19 protein-coding genes and 1 tRNA gene are annotated in these 18,934 nt (G+C 66.2%); 13 read left to right on the top strand and 7 right to left on the bottom strand.

What is annotated here, in order from left to right:
• The first annotated feature begins 62 nt into the window (after nt 1-62).
• From V6X73_RS08835 to coaD, 4 genes are all read left to right on the top strand, one after another.
• Nucleotides 63-1,406: a M16 family metallopeptidase gene (locus V6X73_RS08835; RefSeq protein WP_367959554.1), complete on the top strand. Its 1,344-nt coding sequence runs from the start codon at nt 63-65 to the stop codon at nt 1,404-1,406.
• The gene (locus tag V6X73_RS08830) at nt 1,406-2,722 is read left to right on the top strand and encodes a M16 family metallopeptidase (RefSeq protein ID WP_367981367.1); all 1,317 of its coding nucleotides are present in this window, start codon (nt 1,406-1,408) and stop codon (nt 2,720-2,722) included. The genes V6X73_RS08835 and V6X73_RS08830 overlap by 1 nt, the downstream gene beginning before the upstream one ends.
• 4 nt (nt 2,723-2,726) lie before the next feature.
• On the top strand, nt 2,727-3,281 hold the full coding sequence (rsmD, locus tag V6X73_RS08825; RefSeq protein ID WP_367959551.1) for a 16S rRNA (guanine(966)-N(2))-methyltransferase RsmD: 555 nt from the start codon (nt 2,727-2,729) through the stop codon (nt 3,279-3,281).
• A 75-nt stretch (nt 3,282-3,356) separates the two neighbouring features.
• Nucleotides 3,357-3,860 carry a pantetheine-phosphate adenylyltransferase gene (gene coaD / locus V6X73_RS08820; protein ID WP_367959549.1) on the top strand — a complete coding sequence of 168 codons (504 nt, stop codon included), beginning with the start codon at nt 3,357-3,359 and terminating at the stop codon, nt 3,858-3,860.
• Here coaD and V6X73_RS08815 read toward each other — a convergent pair.
• Together V6X73_RS08815 and V6X73_RS08810 are read right to left on the bottom strand one after the other, a co-directional pair.
• The gene (locus V6X73_RS08815) at nt 3,857-4,234 is read right to left on the bottom strand and encodes a hypothetical protein (RefSeq protein ID WP_367959548.1); all 378 of its coding nucleotides are present in this window, start codon (nt 4,232-4,234) and stop codon (nt 3,857-3,859) included. The two genes, coaD and V6X73_RS08815, sit on opposite strands and share 4 nt — an antisense overlap.
• Nucleotides 4,231-4,647, bottom strand: a complete 417-nt coding sequence (locus V6X73_RS08810) for a hypothetical protein (RefSeq protein ID WP_367959547.1) — start codon at nt 4,645-4,647, stop codon at nt 4,231-4,233. Before V6X73_RS08810 ends, V6X73_RS08815 begins: the two co-directional genes overlap by 4 nt.
• Nucleotides 4,648-4,913: 266 nt before the next feature.
• Here V6X73_RS08810 and V6X73_RS08805 point away from each other — a divergent pair, with 266 nt between their 5' ends.
• Both V6X73_RS08805 and V6X73_RS08800 read left to right on the top strand, forming a co-directional pair.
• The gene (locus V6X73_RS08805) at nt 4,914-5,195 is read left to right on the top strand and encodes an RNA recognition motif domain-containing protein (protein WP_367959546.1); all 282 of its coding nucleotides are present in this window, start codon (nt 4,914-4,916) and stop codon (nt 5,193-5,195) included.
• 111 nt (nt 5,196-5,306) lie between these two features.
• Complete coding sequence (locus V6X73_RS08800) at nt 5,307-6,215, top strand: hypothetical protein (RefSeq protein WP_367959545.1); 909 nt, start codon at nt 5,307-5,309, stop codon at nt 6,213-6,215.
• Here V6X73_RS08800 and V6X73_RS08795 read toward each other — a convergent pair.
• Complete coding sequence (locus V6X73_RS08795; protein WP_367959544.1) at nt 6,185-6,931, bottom strand: class I SAM-dependent methyltransferase; 747 nt, start codon at nt 6,929-6,931, stop codon at nt 6,185-6,187. The two genes, V6X73_RS08800 and V6X73_RS08795, sit on opposite strands and share 31 nt — an antisense overlap.
• An 86-nt stretch (nt 6,932-7,017) precedes the next feature.
• On the opposite strand from V6X73_RS08795, the gene V6X73_RS08790 reads away from it, so the two are divergent.
• The 6 genes from V6X73_RS08790 to V6X73_RS08765 all read left to right on the top strand — a co-directional run bounded on the left by V6X73_RS08790 (nt 7,018) and on the right by V6X73_RS08765 (nt 13,827).
• On the top strand, nt 7,018-8,817 hold the full coding sequence (locus V6X73_RS08790; RefSeq protein ID WP_367959542.1) for a PHA/PHB synthase family protein: 1,800 nt from the start codon (nt 7,018-7,020) through the stop codon (nt 8,815-8,817).
• Nucleotides 8,810-9,301 (top strand): 5-(carboxyamino)imidazole ribonucleotide mutase, encoded by a 492-nt coding sequence (gene purE, locus V6X73_RS08785; protein WP_367959540.1) that lies wholly within the window; start codon nt 8,810-8,812, stop codon nt 9,299-9,301. The genes V6X73_RS08790 and purE overlap by 8 nt, the downstream gene beginning before the upstream one ends.
• Nucleotides 9,298-10,437: a 5-(carboxyamino)imidazole ribonucleotide synthase gene (locus V6X73_RS08780; RefSeq protein WP_367959538.1), complete on the top strand. Its 1,140-nt coding sequence runs from the start codon at nt 9,298-9,300 to the stop codon at nt 10,435-10,437. The genes purE and V6X73_RS08780 overlap by 4 nt, the downstream gene beginning before the upstream one ends.
• A 41-nt stretch (nt 10,438-10,478) precedes the next feature.
• On the top strand, nt 10,479-11,372 hold the full coding sequence (locus V6X73_RS08775) for a recombination-associated protein RdgC (RefSeq protein WP_367959536.1): 894 nt from the start codon (nt 10,479-10,481) through the stop codon (nt 11,370-11,372).
• A 292-nt stretch (nt 11,373-11,664) separates the two neighbouring features.
• On the top strand, nt 11,665-12,618 hold the full coding sequence (locus V6X73_RS08770; protein WP_367959534.1) for a sulfurtransferase: 954 nt from the start codon (nt 11,665-11,667) through the stop codon (nt 12,616-12,618).
• A gap of 3 nt (nt 12,619-12,621) precedes the next feature.
• The gene (locus tag V6X73_RS08765) at nt 12,622-13,827 is read left to right on the top strand and encodes a YeeE/YedE family protein (RefSeq protein ID WP_367959532.1); all 1,206 of its coding nucleotides are present in this window, start codon (nt 12,622-12,624) and stop codon (nt 13,825-13,827) included.
• Nucleotides 13,828-13,906: 79 nt separating this feature from the next.
• On the opposite strand, the gene V6X73_RS08760 is transcribed toward V6X73_RS08765, so the two are convergent.
• From V6X73_RS08760 to V6X73_RS08750, 3 genes are all read right to left on the bottom strand, one after another.
• A complete protein-coding gene (locus tag V6X73_RS08760) occupies nt 13,907-15,154 on the bottom strand; it encodes an MFS transporter (RefSeq protein ID WP_367959530.1) in 1,248 nt (415 codons plus the stop codon).
• On the bottom strand, nt 15,141-16,163 hold the full coding sequence (locus V6X73_RS08755; RefSeq protein ID WP_367959528.1) for a histone deacetylase family protein: 1,023 nt from the start codon (nt 16,161-16,163) through the stop codon (nt 15,141-15,143). The genes V6X73_RS08760 and V6X73_RS08755 overlap by 14 nt, the downstream gene beginning before the upstream one ends.
• Before the next feature lie 34 nt (nt 16,164-16,197).
• Nucleotides 16,198-16,274 (bottom strand) — tRNA-Arg (locus V6X73_RS08750).
• A 110-nt stretch (nt 16,275-16,384) separates the two neighbouring features.
• On the opposite strand from V6X73_RS08750, the gene V6X73_RS08745 reads away from it, so the two are divergent.
• Nucleotides 16,385-16,900 (top strand): c-type cytochrome, encoded by a 516-nt coding sequence (locus V6X73_RS08745; protein WP_367959526.1) that lies wholly within the window; start codon nt 16,385-16,387, stop codon nt 16,898-16,900.
• Nucleotides 16,901-16,945: 45 nt separating this feature from the next.
• Here V6X73_RS08745 and V6X73_RS08740 read toward each other — a convergent pair whose 3' ends face one another.
• Nucleotides 16,946-18,925, bottom strand: a complete 1,980-nt coding sequence (locus V6X73_RS08740) for a monovalent cation:proton antiporter-2 (CPA2) family protein (RefSeq protein WP_367959524.1) — start codon at nt 18,923-18,925, stop codon at nt 16,946-16,948.
• Between the last annotated feature and the right edge of the window lie 9 nt (nt 18,926-18,934).

Below are 18,934 nucleotides of genomic sequence, written 5' to 3'. Positions count from 1 at the left end.
CAAAGTGGCATTATGGTAGCACTGCCGGATGCGGCGTTCGTGATTGGCAAACGAGGCATGTGATGACAAAAACCAATGCGGTTCTCGCCCTGATCCCCGCGCTGATGGCGGTTCCGGCGCTCGCTCAGGAGCGCGGTGCGGTCACTGAGTTCACCCTCGATAACGGCATGCAGGTGCTCGTTCGGCAGGACCACCGGGCCCCGGTGGTGGTCTCGCAGGTCTGGTACCGGGTCGGTTCGAGCTACGAGAGCCGGGGTGAGACGGGGCTTTCGCATTTATTCGAGCACATGATGTTCAAGGGCACCGAGCGCTACCCCGAGGGGCGCTTCTCCGAGATCATCTCGCGCGAGGGGGGGCGCGAGAACGCCTTCACTGGGCGGGATTTCAGTGCCTATTTCGAGATCATGGCCGCCGACCGCCTGCCCGTGGCGCTTGAGCTCGAAGCCGACCGCATGGCCAATCTCCAGATCAGCGACGAGGCGCTGGCGACCGAGCGGCAGGTAGTGCTGGAAGAGCGCCGTCTGCGGACCGAGGATCGGCCGGAAGGCCGGTTTGGCGAGCGCTACGCCGCCATCGCCCACCCGGGGACCGGTTACGCCCATCCCATCATCGGCTGGGCGGATGACATCGCGGCGCTGGATAAGGCGGATCTGCAGGGGTGGTACCAACAGTGGTACACCCCGTCCAACGCGACCCTGGTTGTCGCCGGTGATGTCGACCCGCAGGCGGTCCATGACCTGGCCAGGGAGTATTTCGGGCCCATTCCGGGCCGGCCGGTGCCATCGGTAGCCGACCCGGACAACCTGGATCCGCCCGGTGAGCGGCGTTTGATCTATCGCGACGACCAGACCCGGGTGGCGCAGCTGCGCATGGGCTACGAGGTGCCGTCGCTGGCCACCGCCGAGCACGCGCGCGACCCCTATGCGCTGATGATGCTCGCCAGCGTGCTCGACGGCGGCGAGGGGGCGCGACTGGCCGAAAAGCTGGTGCGCGGCAGCGGTGTGGCTGCGGCCGCCGGCGCCGGATACAACGGCATGACGCGCCTGGATACTGAGTTCTCGCTATTTGGTGTGCCCGCCGATGGCGATATCGAGGCGGTGGAAAACGGCCTTCGTGAGGCGGTGGCGCAGCTGCGCCGCGAGCCGGTTAGCCCCGAAGAGCTCGAGCGGGCCCGAAGCCAGCTGCTGGCGGATCACCTGTTTGAACTCGATTCGGTGTTCTACCAGGCCATGCAGGTCGGCATGCTCGAGACCACCGGCGCGGGCTGGGAGACGCTTGCCGCGTTCGAGGACAACATCCGGGCGCTCACCGCCGAGGACCTCCAGGCGGCCGCCCAGCGCTATCTCCAGCCCGAGCGATTGACCGTGGGCATTATGCAGCCGGCCGAAGGGGGCGAGCAGGAATGATGCGGTACTGGCTAGGCCTGGGTCTTTTGATCATGAGCGCGACGGGGGGCGCAATGGAAGCCGATATCACGCAATGGACCACCGAGCAGGGGAGCGAGGTCCTCTTTGTAGAACGCCACGAGCTGCCCATCGTCGATATCCGCATCGCCTTTGATGCGGGCAGCGCCCGGGACGACGACCACCCGGGGCTGGCACGCATGGTGAGCAATTTGCTGCTCGAAGGCACCGCCGAGCGCGATGCCGGCCGCATTGCCCGACAGTTCGAGCGCTACGGGGCCCGGGTCTCGACCAACAGCGGCCGGGACACCGCCGAGGTTAGCCTGCGCGCACTCAGCGAGCCGGCGCGGCTCGACCCGGTGGTCGAAAACCTGGCCCGGGTGCTTGCCGGCGCGGCCTTTCCTGATGATGCCATCGAGCGGGTGCGTCAGCAGATGCTGCTGGGGTTGCAGCAGGCCGAGGCATCGGCCAGTCAGCAGGCCGAGAAAGCCTTCACCCGCGCGATCTATGGCGATCACCCCTATGCAACGCCTCCCAGCGGGACAATCGACAGCGTCGACTCCATTTCGCAGCAGATGATCCAGGACTTTCATCGGCGCCACTACACCGCCGCCAACGCAACGGTCGCCATCGTCGGTGATCTGGACCGGGATCGGGCAGAGGCCATCGCCGGCAGCATGCTTGCCGGTCTGCCGGCCGGCGAAGTCCTTGAGCCGCTACCGGCGGTGGACCTGTCGGATGCGCCCACCACCGTGCGGGTGCCGTTCGAAGCCGAACAGACCCACGTGGTGATCGGTCAGCCCTCGGTGCGGCGCGGACACGAAGACTACTACGCGCTGTATCTGGGCAATCATATGCTCGGCGGCGGGGGGCTGACCTCGATGCTTGCCGAGCGGATGCGCGAGGAGCGGGGGTTGAGTTATAGCAGTGGCTCGCGGGTGACCACCGGGGCGCGGCGGGGTCGATTCCAGATGTCCACCCAGGTCCGCAGCGATGCCCTGCAAGAGGCGCTATCCGTGCTGCGGGGCAGTCTGACCGAACTCAGGGATGAGGGCCCCGCCGCCGAGCGACTGGATGCCTCGCGGCGCAATATCACCGGCAGCTTTCCGTTGCAGCTCGACAGTAACCGCGATCTGCTCGGCTATGTCAGCAGCATCGGCTTTCATGATCTGCCCCATGACTATCTGAGCCGGTTTGTCGAGCGTATCGAGCAACTCGACGGGGCGGCCGTCCAATCGGCCCTGCGCGAGCATATTGACCCGCAACGCATGGTCACCGTGCTGGTGGGACCGGAGGCGGCGATTAACGCGGTGGAATGACCGGGTGGCCGGGCAGCTACGGATCATTGGCGGGCAGTGGCGGGGTCGTCGGTTGCGATTCGCCGGCGGCCCGGGGCTGAGGCCGACCGCCGATCGCAACCGCGAGACCCTTTTCAACTGGCTCCAGGGGCAGGTTGATGGCGCGCGGGTGCTGGATCTGTTTGCCGGCAGTGGAGCGCTCGGCCTCGAGGCGCTCTCGCGCGGGGCGGCGAGTGCCGTTTTTGTTGAGCACTCCCGCGGGGCGTGCCGGTCCCTTGAGCAGAACATCGCCATGCTGGATGCCGCCGGCCGGGCGGAGGTCATCAGCGGCGATGCCCGACGGTTTCTGCGCGATCGCCCCGCGCCGTTTGACTTGATTTTCCTCGACCCCCCCTTTGCAGCGGATCTCCTCGACCCGGCGCTGGCGGCCCTCGCCGCCTGGTCGCTGCCCGGGCACAGCCGCATCTATGTCGAAGCGCCCCTTCATCCGGCCCCGCCTGAGTTGCCGACTGGTTGGGGGCTTTGCCGGGAGCGAAGCGCCGGCGCGGTCTGGTTTGCGTTGCTTCGACCGCTGAGTTGATGGGCCGCGGCCATGTCGGGGTGGTATTTTGCTCCGCCGGGCACTACGATGCTGCGCTGCAACGAAGGAGGGGCCATGGCGATTACTGCCGTCTATCCCGGAACGTTTGACCCAGTCACCAACGGCCATAGCGACCTGGTGGAGCGCGCATCCCGGTTGTTCGATCGGCTGATTGTGGCCGTGGCCGGCTACCCGAGCCCCAGCAAGCACCCGGCCTTTGAGCTGGAAGCGCGTGTCGAACTGGCCCGGCATGTCCTCAAGCCCTATGAAAACGTCGAGGTGATGGCCTTTGAGAGCCTGCTGGTGGATTTTGTCGAAGCCCAGCAGGCACGGGTCATCCTGCGCGGGCTGCGAGCGGTATCCGACTTTGAGTACGAGTTTCAGTTAGCGAGCATGAACCGCCAGCTGGTCCCCCGGGTCGAGACGGTGTTCCTCACCCCCGCCGAGCAGTACGCCTACATCTCCTCCAGTCTAGTCCGCGAGGTGGCGGCGCTGGGGGGGGATGTCAGCCGATTTGTCCACCCGAGCGTGCAAAAGGCACTGCGCCAGCGCTACGACAACGCCCCAGCCGCCGACTAACCTTCGTCGGCGCGGTCGGCCTCGGGCATGCCTTCGGGTACCCCCTCGGGCATGCCTTCCGGTGTCGCCTCGGGCAGGCCTTCGGGGAGCCCCTCCGGTGCGCCCTCTGGCATGCCTTCCGGCACGCCCTCCGGCATCCCCTCCGGCGTCGCGGCCGGGGTTTCGTCGGTCGCGCGGCTTGCCGGCTCGGGGATACTCGTGCGATCAGCCCTTGTGCCCAGACGGCCATCGCCGATGTCGCTGACCACCCCGTGCAGGCCCGCGGCGCCGGTGACGGCCATGAGCAATGGCGTGGTGTAGGCAACGCTGCGGGATAGCCGCCGGCGGAGTTGCTGGCGTTTCTGCCGGGTTTCGGGGTTCTCGGGCGCGCTCATGTCTGGTTGCCCCGCGCCAGCAAGTAGGTCGCGATCCCCAGCCAGGCGATCGTCAGGGCCACACCGCCGTGGGGGTGGCTTGCACTTGCAAGCGGCTGCCACTGCCCCCAATGGAGGTGGAACAGCAACCCCACTAGCACGGGCAGGCTGCAGGCGGCCCCCGCTCGTGTCACCCAGTCGCTGGTCACCGCGCCGATCAAAAGCAGGGCCGCCGCGGCCATTTGCAGGCCGATCATGACCGACACCACCGTCACCGGCAGTTGCAGTGACTCGGCATAGGGGGTCGGGCCCATGCGCCATGCGTGGGCGGCGTTGTAGAGCATGGACAGGGCCAGCGGCCCGCGCAGCAGCCAGTGGAGGTGGCTGGCCTGGCGGTCGAGGACCCGGTCGCCGGTGTCAAGCGGAGCAGTCATGGTTGCAAGCGGTTGCCGATCGTATGGGTGTTGCCGCACAGCATAGCGTCTCAGCGGCGGTTGAGTCCTGCCCCCGCCAGTCAAAATACCGATTGCCACGGGGGTTGGGGTCCCGTATGGTCGAAGCCAAGTTGTTGATCGCACGGCGGTGGACAACCCGGCGGCCCGACGATCGGACCGTCCGAAGGGGCGCCATTTGCACCCCGCGATGTTTGACCTGCCCATGCCTTGAACAAGGCGCGGCAGCGTATGATGAGACTTGAGTGATGAAATCGATTTACGTGGGCAACCTGCCCTTTTCCGCCTCCGAAGACGAAGTCCGCGAGCTTTTTAGCGCCCATGGTGACGTCAAGGAAGTTCGCATGATCTCCGACCGTGAGACTGGCCGCCCCCGTGGCTTTGGCTTCGTCCGCATGGATCCCCCCGAGGCGGATGCCGCCATCGAGGCCCTCAATGGCACCGAAATGGGCGGCCGTACCCTGCGCATCAACGAAGCGCAGGATCGCAAGCCCGCCGGTGGCGGAGGTGGCCCGCGCCGCTCCTGGTAAGCGCGGATCGCTGATCCTCTAAGGCCCGGGCCGCTTGCGGCCCGGGCTTTTTTTTGCCCGAAATCTCCGCTCGGGGTGACCTGTGTCAGTCGAATTGGCCACAATGCGGTCATGGTGACACCGGTAGATGAACGTCGATATCGCGCCTTTCTGGCTGCTGCACAGCTGCGCCATGCCTGGCAGTTTCAGCGTCGGGGCCGAAGCGAGACCGATGACCCGGTGGAAATCGAGATCCCGCCGGGTTGGTACGGACTGATGGACCGGCTGTTCGATGGCGTGGCCGAGGCGGTGCCCGCCGCCGAGCGGGGTGGTTTTCGCTGGCGCCGGCTGCGGGTGGTGCATGGGGTGCTCGAGATCCGCTTTGACGGGGTGCGAGATCGTATCCTGCCCATCGTCACCCGCACCCGTGACGAGGCGGCCGTGACCTGTCAGGCCTGCGGACAGCCCGGCACGCGCCGACAGATTGCCGGTGATTATCGGGTCAACTGCGATCGCCATTTCATCGAGCTGCTGGTGGACGCGCACCCGCGCGGCGAATCCGGCGCCCGGCGATGGTGGCAGACACCCCAGCCCGCCCTGGGGCGGCGTTCGCCGGCGTCGCTGCTGCAAGCCGGCCCGCCCTCGGAGCTGCTCCTCGATCAGGCCCTGCGGCTTGCCATGCCTGCTGCACCGCGGCTCAATGGCGCCCACCGGCAGCGTCTGCAGGGTGTCTGGCCGGTGCTTCGCGAGGCCTTTGGTGAGCGCCTGCGCAGCCTGCGTCTTGCCGAGTTTGAGCCCGAGACCGGACCCAACGGCACCCTGCTTGCCATGTTGGCCGGCGAGCCGGATACCGCCGCGCGCACGGCGGCGGCCAATCAGCTGGCCCGAGCCGGCTACAGCGACCTGCGGTTGCGACTGATCGGTCAATCCGATCTGGATAACCCGGTCCGCGCTGCCGATCCATGGTCTTGCATGCTGGCCCTCGAGGCCTCGGTGAGCATCCCCCGGTATCAGCCGTCCGCCCCCTTTGACGGGCGGTAGATGTCGAATCGGGTGCTCCGCCCCGTCAGCTGGTGATCCGGCGCTCGCCCGGCGAGGGGCCGGGCCCGGCGCTGGCGTTTGACCACAACCCGCTGCGGGGCCAGTGACAGCGCCCAGTCCAGAAGCCCCTGTTCATCATCGGGCGCTGGCAACAGGGCCTGCAGCATGGCGAGCTCCTTGCCGGCGGCGGCCCGGCGTCGGCCCGGATACATGGGGTCGAGATAGACGGCCAGAAGCGAACCGGCCCGCCGCTTGGTGCCGGTCTGACGGGCATCCCCCAGAGACAGGGTCATGCGCTGGATGATCTCGGGTAACTTCTCGCGGGCCCGCGCCAGGCCGTCGGCGAGCAGGGCATGCACTACCGGGTCGCGCTCGAACAACTCGACGCTGGCGCCCAGGCTTGCCAGCACAAAGGCATCCCGTCCCAGTCCGGCGGTAGCGTCGATGATCGGCAGGCGGGCGTTGTGGCCAGACAGGCCGCAGGCCCGGGCCACCAGCTCGCGTTGCTGCCCGCGCCGGGCCGTGCGATAGCCCTGGGCACCGGCAAGAAAATCCACCCGAAGCCGCATCGGCGGTCTTGTGTCGCTGATCAGCGTCAGCCCCGGTTTGGCGAGTTCCAGCCAGTAACCGGATGGCGGCGGCTGATTGACCGCCCGGGTGCCGATCGAGGCGGCGAGCGCGGTCGCCTCGGCGGCCCGGGCGGGGGTGGCTGCCACAACCGGGGGTGTCGAGCCGGTTTGTGAGGTTTTGTCGCGGTGCCGTATGATCGCTATCACCCATTTGTGCCCGGAGGGCCGTCGCTATGTCGGAACACAAGGATACCGAAGCCGTCACAATCGACCCCAACGAACTGACCCGCTCGCTGTCGGAGATCGCCGAGCGCAGTCAACAGCTGGTCAAAGACTTCATTGCCCGCCAGGAATCGGGCCAGCAGCTGTCAATGGACGATGCGCTGCACATGAGCAAGCTCTTCCAGGACCTCTACGCCCGTTTGATGGCGGATCCGGCCCAGCTGGTGCAGGCACAGGTGGCCTTCTGGCAGGACTACATGGCGCTGATGCAGAACCAGACCCTGAGGATGATGGGGGTTGAAAGCGAGCCGGTGCGGCAGCCCGATAAGGGAGACAAGCGTTTCACCCATGAGGGCTGGGAGGACAACCCGTTTTTCGACTTCATCAAGCAGTCCTATCTGCTGACCGCCGACTACCTGCATCACACGGTGGACAATGTTGAAGGCCTGGATGAGAAGACCAAACGCAAGATCGACTTCTACACCCGGCAGTTCATCAGCGCCACCTCGCCATCCAACTTTCTGGCCACCAACCCCGAGGTGCTGGAGAAGACCGTGGAGACCCGCGGCCAGAACCTGTTGGATGGACTGAACAAGCTGCTCGAGGACCTGGAGCGGGGCAATGGCCAGCTCAAGATCCGGCAGACGCACCCCGAGGCGTTCCAGGTGGGCGAGGATCTGGCCGTCACCCCCGGCAAGGTCATCTATCAGAACGAGCTCATGCAGCTCATCCAGTACGCCCCGGCCACCGAGGAGGTCGCCCGGCGGCCGCTGTTGTTCGTCCCGCCCTGGATCAACAAGTACTACATCCTTGATCTGCGGCCGAAGAACTCGCTGGTCAAGTGGCTGGTCGAGCAGGGCTATACGGTGTTTGTGATCTCGTGGTGCAACCCGGACGAGGATCTCGCCGGCAAATCCTTCGAGGATTACATGACCCAGGGGCCGCTGGCAGCGCTGGACGCGGTCGAACAGGCGATCGGCGAGCGCGATGTCAACATCGTCGGCTATTGCCTGGGGGGGACGCTTTTGGCCTCGACACTGGCCTATATGGCTGAACGTGGCGAGAAGGGGGTCAACAGCGCCACCTTCCTGACCACCCTGCTGGATTTCGACAGCCCGGGTGAGCTCGAGGTGTTCATCGACGAGGAGCAGCTCAACGCCCTTGAGAAGCAGATGAACGAGCGCGGCTATCTCACCGGCAACCAGATGGCCAGTACCATGTCGAGCCTGCGCTCCAACGATCTGATCTGGTCGTTTTTCGTCAACAACTACCTCAAAGGCGAAGACCCCTTCCCCTTTGATCTTTTGTTCTGGAACCAGGACTCCACCAACATGCCGGCGCGGATGCATGCCTTCTATCTGCGCAAGATGTATCTCGAGAACAAGCTGCGCGAGCCGGGCGGCATCGAGCTTGGCGGCGTGCCCATCGACCTGGGCAAGGTCCAGGTGCCGTCCTATTTTGTCTCGGCCAAGGAAGACCATATCGCGCCGTGGCACGCCTGCTACCGCGGCTCCAGGCTGCTGGGTGGCCGGACCCGGTTCGTGCTCGGTGGCTCGGGCCATATCGCCGGTGTGATTAACCCGCCCGAAAAACAGAAATACGGCTTTTGGCTGAACCGCAACACGCCGGCCGATCCGGATGCTTGGTTCGAAGGCGCCGAGCACCATGAGGGTTCCTGGTGGTTGGACTGGGTCAAGTGGCTCCAGCCCAAGCAGGGCGGCAAGGTGCCCGCGCGGGTCCCTGGCGATGGCAAGCTCAAACCCATCGAGGATGCACCGGGCAGCTACGTCAAGGCGCCGGCCAATGGTTGATGCCATGCCAAAGGTTGGCGTGATCATGGGCAGCCGCTCCGACTGGGAGACCATGGCCCATGCCGATGCGGTGCTCAAAGACTTCGGTATCCCCCATGAGTGCCGCATCGTCTCGGCCCACCGCACCCCGGCACGAATGAATGAATACGCCGCCTCGGCCCGTGAGCGGGGGCTGCGCGCAATCATCGCTGGCGCCGGCGGCGCGGCCCATCTGCCCGGGATGGTTGCGGCACAGACCACGGTGCCGGTGCTCGGTGTGCCCGTCCAGAGCCGGGCACTGAAGGGGCTGGATTCGTTGCTCTCAATCGTGCAGATGCCCGGTGGCGTGCCGGTCGCCAGCTTTGCAATCGGTGAGTCCGGGGCCCGCAACGCGGCGCTTTTCGCCGTATCACTGCTCGCCGTCGATGATGCCGATCTGGCCGAGCGGCTCGATGCCTTTCGGCGGCAACAGGCGCAAAAGGTCGAGGAGGACGAGCTGCCTTGACCCGGCCGATCCTGCCCGGCGCAACCATTGGCATCCTGGGCGGTGGTCAGCTCGGGCGGATGCTCGCGCAGTCCGCACGCCGCATGGGCTATCGGGTGCATACCCTAGCGCCGGGCGCCGACACGCCCACCGGGCAGATCGCCGATGAGGTGGTGGATGCGCCGTTCACCGATCTGGATGCCATCGACCGGTTCGCCCGTGGCGTGGATGTCGTCACCTTCGAGTTCGAGAACATCCCCTTCGAGGCCACGCGGGTCGCGGCGGCCCATGCCCCGGTTCGGCCCGACGGCGAGGTGCTCTATACCACCCAGCACCGGCTGCGCGAGAAGCGCGCGCTGGCCGCCGCCGGCTTGCCCACCGCACCTTTTCAGGCGGTGGAGACCTCGGCCGAGCTCGATCACGCCGTTGAGACGATCGGACGGCCCGCCATCCTCAAGACCGCGGGGTTTGGTTATGACGGCAAGGGCCAGGTCCGCATCGAGGCGCAAACCGATCTCGAGCAGGCCTGGGCAGAGATCGGCAATCAACCGGCGATCCTCGAAGGACGAGTGGATTTTGCTGCCGAGGTCTCGGTGGTGGCAGCGCGGGGCGTGGATGGAAGTCTCGCCGACTTTGGTGTGATCGAGAACCGGCACGTCAATCACATCCTCGATCTGTCCATCGCCGACATGCCCCTCGAGCCGGCGCAGACCGCCGCAGCCCGTGAGATGGCCGCCGCCGTGATGGATGCCCTGGATGTCGTGGGTGTGCTGTGTGTCGAGATGTTCCTCACCCGCGATGGCTCGTTGCTGGTCAACGAGCTCGCGCCCCGGCCGCACAACTCTGGCCATCTGAGCATCGAGGCCTGCCCGAGCAGCCAGTTTGATCAACAGCTGCGGGCGGTCTGCGGGCTGCCCCTCGGGTCGACCGCGCGCCGCGTCCCCACGGCGATGGCCAACCTGCTGGGCGACGGCTGGGCCCGGGGCACCCCGGACTGGATGGCGGCGTTGCGAGACCCGGGCGTTAACCTGCATCTCTACGGCAAGGCCGAGCCCCGCCCCGGCCGCAAGATGGGGCATCTCACCGCCGTGGGTCGGGACCGGGCGGACGCCGAATGCCGGGCACTTGCCGCGCGGGCGGCCCTGACCGATCGATAGCACACACTTTCAGCCCCTGATCAAAGGAACGTCCTAGACCGATGTGGTTTCGCAATCTCTGCGTCTATCAACTCGCCGATGGCTTTCATCTGGAGCCGGAGAGTCTCGAGGAAAAACTCCAGGCCGGCGCCTTTCACCCCGTCGGCGGGCATGATCCCGAGTCGCGGGGCTGGGTGGCGCCGCTTGTGCCCGGTGGCGAGACGCTTGTCCACGCCAGCGGCCAGCGATTGATGATCTGTCTTCAGACCGAGACCCGCGTCTTACCGCCGGCGGTGGTCAACGAAACCGCCGAGACGCGGGCTTCGGAGCGCGAGGACGCCATGGGCCGGCCGCTGGGGCGGCGGGAGCGGGCCCGTCTGAAAGAAGAAATCACCATGGAACTCCTGCCCCGGGCGTTTACCCGCAGCAAGCGCTGCTATGCGTATTTTGACCTTCAGGGCCGATGGCTGGTGGTGGATGCCGCTAGCTGGCGGGAGGCCGAAACCCTGGTCGAGGATCTGCGGGCATTGCTCGGCAGTCTGCCGGTCCGGCCGCTACAGACCGATAGCGCCCCCAATCAGGTGATGACCGAGTGGCTGGCCCATGACCGCTTTCCCGGCGATGTCGAGCCCGGCGAGGAGGCGATTTTCGAAGACCCGCGCAGCGAGGGCGCCGAGATTCGCTGCAAGCGTCAGGATCTTCGCAGCGCCGAGATGCGCGCCCATGTCAAAGCCGGCAAGCGGCTGCGGCGCCTGTCGCTGACCTGGGATGGCCGGCTCAACCTGGTGCTCGATGCTGATTTGTCGGTCAAGCGCTTGCGCGCCACCGATGTGGTGCAATCCGACGCCGGCGACCGCGAGGCCGACTCGGCAGCCGAGCGCTTCGATGCGGATTTCGCGTTGATGGGCGGTGAGCTGGGCCGGCTTCTGCCGCGGATCCAGGGGTGGTTTGCCTGACCAACCCGAGGGCAGGCCATATATTTTGGCCGGGCAAAAAAAAGCCGGCTTTGCGGCCGGCCAAGAGGAGGAGAGTCGATAGGAGCCATCGGCTCCGAATACGGATGAAATAATAGGTCCTCTCATGAAGACTGGGAATAGCGTCGCAGGATGACCAGTTGTGCTTCTCGGTCATTAATCCTATATAACCGAAAGACCTATCCATAAGACAAATCATTCCTTTGCTGGCTGAGTGACTCCGGTAGCCTTGGCATCACCGACAACCAAGCCCCAAGCGACCGGAGACCAAACCATGAATACCCGAGCTTTACTGACAACGGCCTTTTCGGCCGGTCTGCTGGCGCTGACCAGTGCCGCCCATGCCGGGCCCGCTGTCACGCCCCTGGTGGATACGGACTGGCTGGCGTCCAACCTGGATGATCCGGATCTGGCCGTGATTGATGTCCGCTCGGCCATCGATGGCAGCAATGCCGAGACCTTTGCCGCCGGCCATATTCCGGGTGCGGTGTATGCCTCTTATACCGGTGCCGGCTGGCGTCAGGCCCAGGACGGCGTCCCCGGCAAGCTGCCCCCGGTCGAGCGGGTCAGCAATCTGATCGGATCACTGGGTGTGGACAACGACGACTCGGTGGTGATCGTGCCGGCGGGTGTGAACTCGACCGATTTTGGCAGCGCGGCCCGGGTTTACTGGACGTTCAAGTACCTCGGCCATGAGGATGTGGCCATCCTCAATGGGGGTTATCAGGCCTGGGTGGACGCCGGTGGTGATGTGGCGACCGGCGCCAGTCAGCCACAGGCGGCCGACTTTGAGGTTGACCTGCAGCCGGAGCTGTTGGCGGACACCGCCGCGGTCGAGGCGGCCCTCGAGGGCGGCGACCAGCTGGTGGATGCGCGGCCGGCGGCGCAGTACAGCGGTGAGGCCAAGCATCCGGCCGCCCGCGCCGCGGGGACCATACCGGGCGCCGCCAGCCTGGAGCAGCAGCTGCTGGTCGAAGCCGGCAGTGCCCGCTTTCTGGACCGGGGCCGGGTCGAGTCCCTGATTGAGACCGCCGGCATCGACGGCGATGGCCCGGTGGTGTCGTTCTGCAACACGGGTCACTGGGCGGCGACGGCCTGGTTTGCGCTCTCCGAGGTGGCCGGGCTCGAGTCGGTCGCTCTTTATGATGGGTCGATGACCGAGTGGACCCAGGACCCGTCCCTGCCGCTGGCTCAGGGCCAACAGGCGCTCACTGAACTGCTCAACTAGTCGATGAGCAACCTCGCCGAGGCCATCGAGCCGACCCACGACGACACCCGCGAAGCGGGTGTCGACCGTTATGTCGTCGCGACAACCCTGGCCGCCACGGCGGTTCTGGGCGTCATGGTCTGGCAGGCGGCGACTCCGCGGATGCTCTTGCTCTACGCGGTGGGCATCGGCCTTGGGGTGTCGCTCTATCATGCCGCGTTCGGCTTCACCGCCGGGTGGCGCAACTTTATTGTCCGGCGCCGCAGTCGCGGTCTGCGGGGGCAGTTGATTCTGCTGGCCCTGGCCTCAGTGCTCTACATGCCGGTCACCGCCCTGGGGCTTGCCAATGGCGCCATCGCCCCGGTGGGCGGCTATATCGTGCTGGGCAGCTTTTTGTTTGGCCTGGGCATGCAGCTAGGTGGTGGTTGCGGGTCGGGGACGTTATTTACCGTCGGGGCAGGCAATCGCAAGATGCTGATCACCCTGGCGGCCTTCGTCGCGGGGTCGGTTCTCGGCACCCTTCACCTGCCCTGGTGGCTTGCCAGTCCCGGCCTGGGGCCGGTGGATCTGGGCCGGGCCCTGGGGCCGGGCGGTGGTATCCTGCTGCAGGTCGCGGTCCTGGTGGCATTGATCTGGACCGTCCGGGCCGTCGAGCAGGAGCGACACGGCAGCGCCGAGCCCCTCGCCTGGCGTCCGGAGGGGGGCTGGCTGTCGACGCTGTTCACCGGTGGCTGGCCACTGGCCTGGGGCGTGGTGGCGCTCGCCGGATTGGGGCTGGTGACATTGCTGGTCTCCGGCGCGCCGTGGGGGATCACCTTTGCCTTTGCGGCCTGGGGAGCCAAGGCCCTGCAGGCCCTGGGCGTCGACATGGCACAGTTCGAGTACTGGACCTGGGCCTATCCGGCGCGGGTGCTGTCTGAAAGTCTCCTGCTCAATGTCACCTCGGTGATGGCCCTGGGGCTTTTGTTCGGGGCGATGCTGGCCGCCGGGCTGGCCGGCCGGTTCAATGCCGGCAGCCAGAACCGCCTGGGCATGGGGAATGTCTCGGCGGCGGTGATCGGCGGTCTGTGCATGGGGTACGGCGCCCGCCTGGCCTTTGGCTGCAACATCGGCGCGTTTTTCAGTGGCATCGCCACCGGCAGCCTCCATGGCTGGGTCTGGTTTGTATTCGGCTTTCTGGGGTCGATCGTGGGTGTGGCGTTACGCCCGCGATTCGGCATGGCCAACTGATGAGCGCCGGTCGACCGCCCTACAGCCGGATCACCCTGGCGCTGACGCTGGTGACCATCCTGGCGCTTGTAGCGCTTGATTACTGGGCGACGTTGGCGTGACCGCCACGGCGGCCGCTGGAGATGGCCAGCCAGGCACCGACCAGGCTGCTCAGCGCCACGGCGGCAAAGGTGGTGGTGTAGTCGCCGATCACGCCATGGATGGCGGTGAACGCCGCCGGGCCAAACAGCACACCCCCAAAGGTGATCACCAGTGACCCGCCGGAGGCCCGGGCGATCTGATCGCGCGGGGCTAGGTGGGTGATTTCGGCCAGGTAGACGCCATTCCAGCCCAGGGCGACGGCGGCGAACCCGCAAAGCACCGTGGTGATCAGCCAGATGGGCCAGTCGCCGCGCATCAGGGTCACCGCGCCGGCGAATGCCGCGGCCAGTCCCCCCACCACGCCCAGCGTCGCGCGGCTGTTGCCGGTGCGATCGGCGATCCATCCCCAGCCGATGCGACCGGCGACACCGCTGATCTGCACCAGCGCCATGATGCCGCCCGCGGTGATCAGCCCGATGCTCAGATCCTCCACCAGCAGGGTCACGGTAAAGACGGTCAGACACAGCTGCGTGGTGGAAAAGCAGAACGAGGCCATCGCCGCCTTTCGCATCGGCGGGATCGACCAGACCAGTCGAATATCCTCGAGCGGTGCGGCCAACCAGCGGGCCCGCGGTTGCCGGTCTTCATCCCAACGCGCCCGGGGCCATTGCAGCAGCGCGATGGCGGCGATAGCGGGCACGCTGAGGGCCGCCATGGCGGCCTGCCAGCCATAGTTGACGGCAAGTAGCGGCGCCAGTGCCCCGGCGATCACGCCGCCCAGGGGGACCCCGGTCTGTTTGAGCCCGAACACCAGACCGCGTCGTCGCGGGTCGGTAAACCGCACGAGCAAATGCGAAGCCGCCGGGTTGGTGAGTCCGTACCCGAAGCCGATCAATAGCGAGGCGGCCAGGAATACCCACAGATTGGCGGCCGCCGCCAGTAACCCACCCATGCCGAAGATGGCCACCGCCCACTGCGTGGTCCGGCAGGCGCCCAGACGCCGGGCGATGCCGCCGCCCACCAGCGAGGTGATCATCGCGCCCAGATAGAGCAGGCTGATTTGTACGCCGATCAGCGACGGCGAGACGCCCATGGCGTCGGCGATGGCCGGGGCGATCGCTGCCGGGAAAAGCGCCGTGGTGGCCGAGAATGTCAGCGCCCCGGTGGTCGCCGTCAGAACCGTGGCCGCCTCACGGATGCCCGTCGGCGGCGGATTGTCACCGGCCGGTGGCTCAGTGGTTGCCACCGAGGCCCTGGATAAGTGCGGCCGTGTTCCGGCTGAGGCTCTCGTAGTGATAGCCCCCTTCCTGAATGACGACCGTCGGCAGTTGCAGGCTGGCAATCCGGGCGCCCAGCGTCTGGATGTCATTCGAGTCGACGGCGATCTTCGCCTGCGGATCCTCGCGGTAGATATCGAAACCGTTCGAGAACACCAGCGCATCGGGCGCGAACAACCGGATGGCCGCCAGGGCCTCTTCCAGCCGGCCGAAGAGGGCATCGGCGTCTGAGCCGTGGGGCAGTGGCAGGTTGATGTTATAGCCGTGTCCACGGCCTTCACCGCGCTCGTTCTCAAAGCCCGTGACGACGGGATAGAAGTTGGTGGGATCGCCATGGATCGAGATATAGAGCACATCATCGCGCTCGTAGAAGATCTCCTGGATGCCCTGGCCATGGTGGACATCGGTATCCAGCACAACAACCCGGCCATAGCGCTGCCGAAGGTGCTGTGCCGCGATGGCGGCATTGTTGAGATAGCAGAAACCACCGGCGGCATCGACGCGGGCATGATGGCCGGGCGGACGGCACAGCGCGAAGCTCATGGATGCACCGCCAATGACATCGGCGGCGGCACAGACCGCCCCCTGGGCGGACCAGTAGGCAGCCTCCCAGGTATGCTCGCCCACCGGGCAGCTGCCATCGGCAAGATAACGCGCCGCCTCGGCAAGGATGCCCTTGAGTGGGTTGGGCGAGCGCACGAAGATGTTCGACAGCACCTCATCGCCCCAGTCCTCGGGCATCGCCTTCCAGCGGCGGTGGCAGGATTCGAGAAAGCGCAGATAGCCCAAGTCATGGACGGCGTTGATGGGGGCCATGCCGTGGTCGGTGACCGGTGATATCGCGACCCCGTTGTCGGTCAGACCGCTTCGGATATGCCCGGTGCGCTCGGGGATTTCCTGCGGCGCGCGCATCTGCCCCCGGGTGAAATAGGTGCGCGGGCGATGGAGGTCCTGACGGTCATCGAAATAGGCTTTCACGGCGTCCTCGTGATAGGCATTACCGGAGGGAGACTGGCGCGCCCGGCAGGAGTCGAACCTGCGACCTTCGGCTTCGGAGGCCGACGCTCTATCCAGCTGAGCTACGGGCGCAACGGCGGTGGATTGTACAACCATCCCTCGCCGGCTGATAGCCCCCGTTTGCCGTGATGGGCAATATCGCTATACTTCGCGATCAGACGAATGAACTCGAGGGTTGTGCAGTGAGCACGGAACAGGACGGCGTTTTTCTTCGCAATTTTGCCCTGGTGATTGCCGCACTGGTGGGCGTGACCATCTTTTTGATCGTGGTGGCCAATTCGCTGTTCGGTGACGAGAATCCCGAGCGGGATGCGCTTGTCCAGGAACGGGCCGAGCAAAACCTGGCGCCGTCCTACGCCGTGCGGCTGAGCGGCGAGCCGGCCCCGGCCCTGGCGTCGGCCGATGAGGCGCCGGCGGATGACGCCGGGGGTGTTGTCGAGGTGCGTAGTGGCGAGCAGGTCACCCAGGCGGTGTGTATCGCCTGTCACCAGGGCAACTTTCTCAACGCACCCGGCATCGGTGATGTCGATGGCTGGAACGAGCGCATCGGCAAAGGCTGGGACACCCTGGTCAGTAACGTGGCCAACGGCTACGGCAACATGCCCGCCCAGGGCGGTGCTGCCAGCGAGGAAGAGATCCGCGCGGCCATCGAGTGGATGATCGAGACAGAAACCGGCCTGGCAATCCCCGAGGGCTGAACGCCCCCTGCCTTTTCGGACCCGCCGGCGCCGGCGTGGGCGCTGCTAACGTGCCCGTCCCAGCAGTATGTGCTCGGCATGCTCAAGCGCCTCGGGGGTGCCGTAGCACACCAGCACATCGCCATCGTGTAGCAGGGTCTCCGGCTCCGGCTGGGGGCCGCGGATACCGCCGCGGCGCACCGCGGTCACTGTAACGCCATGTCGTTCCAGATCCAGATCGGCCAGTCGGGCCCCAATGGCTCGGGCTTTGCCCGACAGCGTGATGGCATGGAGCTGCTCACGAAAGCGGTCCGCCTTTTCCATGTCGATGCGCTCGGCGCCGTGGAAATAGCCGCGTAGCAGCCGGTAGCGATCGCCACGGACCGATCGGACATGGCGGAAAACCCGGGCCATGGGGATACCCAGCAGGGCGAGCACGTGAGAGGAAAGCATCAGGCTGGCTTCGAGCACCTCGGGGACCACCGCCGTGGCACCGGCTGCCTCGAACCGTTCGATCCAGCGGTCATCCCGGGTGCGGGCCAGTACAGGGATCTCCGGGCGTTCGGCGCGGGTGTGTTCGAGCACCTTGAGGCTGGTGGCCGGGCTGTCGAAGGTCAGCACCACCATGCGCGCCCGGTCGAGCCCCGAGGCGGCGAGGATCTCGCGGCGCTCGCAGTCGCCGTAGCTGACCGGTTCGCCGGCGCTGCGCGCTTCCTGGACCCGCTGCGGGTCCAGGTCGAGCGCCAGGTAATCGATCCCTTCCTGATCCAGAAAACGGGCGATGTTCTGCCCGGTGCGCCCGTAACCGCAGAGGATGACATGGTCTGACAGCGGCCGAGCGATGCGGCTGACATCGGTCTCGCTGCGCTCGGCATCGATGGGGCTTGGCGGCTGGCCGGCAAAGCGTTCGGCCAGTGCCGCGTTATGCCGGATGAGCAGCGGGGCCGCGACCATGCTCAGCACCACCGCCGCGAGGACCAGCTGGCTGTTGTCGGGGGTCAGCAGCCCGGCGCTGATGGCCAGTGCAATCAAAGCAAACCCGAACTCGCCGCCGTTGGCCAGGGTGATCGCGGTCCTCGAGGCATCCTGCGGGGTATCGACACTGCGTGCGATGGCGTAGACCAGCACCAGTTTGGTGGCCATCATCGCCGCGCTGATCAGCACCACCCAGTGGAGGTTGGCAAGCAACACCGGCAGGTCGATCACCATACCCACGGTGATGAAGAAAAACCCCAGCAGGACATCGCGGAATGGCCGGATATCGGCATCGATCTGGTGCCGGTACTCGGTCTCACCCAGCATGATGCCGGCAAGAAAGGCCCCGAGGGCCAGCGACAGCCCGGCCAGGTGGGTCGACCAGGCCGCGGCAATGGCGATCAAAAGCACGGTCAGGGTGAAGAGCTCATTGGACCGTGCCTGGGCCACTTCATGGAATATCGGCCTCAGGGCCTTGCGCCCGATCCAGACCATTGCGGCAAAAACCACCACCCCTTTGACCAGGGCGATCCCCATCTCGACACCGAGCGAGCGCTCGCTGTTGCCGGCGAGGATGGGGATTGCGATCAGCAGCGGGACCACCGCCAGATCCTGGAAAAGCAGCACACCAATGGCGCGTCGGCCGTGTCGGGTGTGGATCTCGAGCTGCTCGGTGAGCTGCTTGGTGACAATGGCCGTGGACGACAGCGCCAGCGCGCCGCCCAGGACAACCGCCGCCTCGGCCGAGCCAGTCAACCACCAGGCGCCGGCGCCGAAGAGCATCAGACAGACCACCACCTGACTGGCCCCGAGCACACCGACGGCCCAGCGCATGGCATTGAGCTGCGGAAACGAGAACTCCAGGCCGATGGTAAAAAGCAAGAAAACCACGCCGAATTCGGCGATGAGGTGCATATCCTTGGTGTCGTCCACCAGCCCCAGTGCCGATGGGCCAATGGCCATGCCCACCACCAGATAACCGATGATGGGCGGCAGGGCCAGCCGCCGAAAAAGCGCCACCACCGCCACCGAGGCAGCGAGCAGCATGAGAATGGTATTCAGCCCATTCATGTCGGCGGG

The organism is Spiribacter pallidus, assembly GCF_040838495.1.
Taxonomy (GTDB): Bacteria; Pseudomonadota; Gammaproteobacteria; order Nitrococcales; family Nitrococcaceae; genus Spiribacter; species Spiribacter pallidus.
This window is presented reverse-complemented; position numbering and strand designations above follow the sequence as displayed.

What these genes read in the sequence shown, in the direction of transcription:
- V6X73_RS08835 (WP_367959554.1), top strand. Translation starts at nt 63, where the DNA reads ATGACAAAAACCAATGCGGTTCTCGCCCTGATCCCCGCGCTGATGGCG.
- V6X73_RS08830 (WP_367981367.1), top strand. Translation starts at nt 1,406, where the DNA reads ATGCGGTACTGGCTAGGCCTGGGTCTTTTGATCATGAGCGCGACGGGG.
- coaD (WP_367959549.1), top strand. Translation starts at nt 3,357, where the DNA reads ATGGCGATTACTGCCGTCTATCCCGGAACGTTTGACCCAGTCACCAAC.
- V6X73_RS08815 (WP_367959548.1), bottom strand. Translation starts at nt 4,234, where the DNA reads ATGAGCGCGCCCGAGAACCCCGAAACCCGGCAGAAACGCCAGCAACTC.
- V6X73_RS08810 (WP_367959547.1), bottom strand. Translation starts at nt 4,647, where the DNA reads ATGACTGCTCCGCTTGACACCGGCGACCGGGTCCTCGACCGCCAGGCC.
- V6X73_RS08805 (WP_367959546.1), top strand. Translation starts at nt 4,914, where the DNA reads ATGAAATCGATTTACGTGGGCAACCTGCCCTTTTCCGCCTCCGAAGAC.
- V6X73_RS08800 (WP_367959545.1), top strand. Translation starts at nt 5,307, where the DNA reads ATGGTGACACCGGTAGATGAACGTCGATATCGCGCCTTTCTGGCTGCT.
- V6X73_RS08790 (WP_367959542.1), top strand. Translation starts at nt 7,018, where the DNA reads ATGTCGGAACACAAGGATACCGAAGCCGTCACAATCGACCCCAACGAA.
- purE (WP_367959540.1), top strand. Translation starts at nt 8,810, where the DNA reads ATGGTTGATGCCATGCCAAAGGTTGGCGTGATCATGGGCAGCCGCTCC.
- V6X73_RS08775 (WP_367959536.1), top strand. Translation starts at nt 10,479, where the DNA reads ATGTGGTTTCGCAATCTCTGCGTCTATCAACTCGCCGATGGCTTTCAT.
- V6X73_RS08770 (WP_367959534.1), top strand. Translation starts at nt 11,665, where the DNA reads ATGAATACCCGAGCTTTACTGACAACGGCCTTTTCGGCCGGTCTGCTG.
- V6X73_RS08765 (WP_367959532.1), top strand. Translation starts at nt 12,622, where the DNA reads ATGAGCAACCTCGCCGAGGCCATCGAGCCGACCCACGACGACACCCGC.
- V6X73_RS08740 (WP_367959524.1), bottom strand. Translation starts at nt 18,925, where the DNA reads ATGAATGGGCTGAATACCATTCTCATGCTGCTCGCTGCCTCGGTGGCG.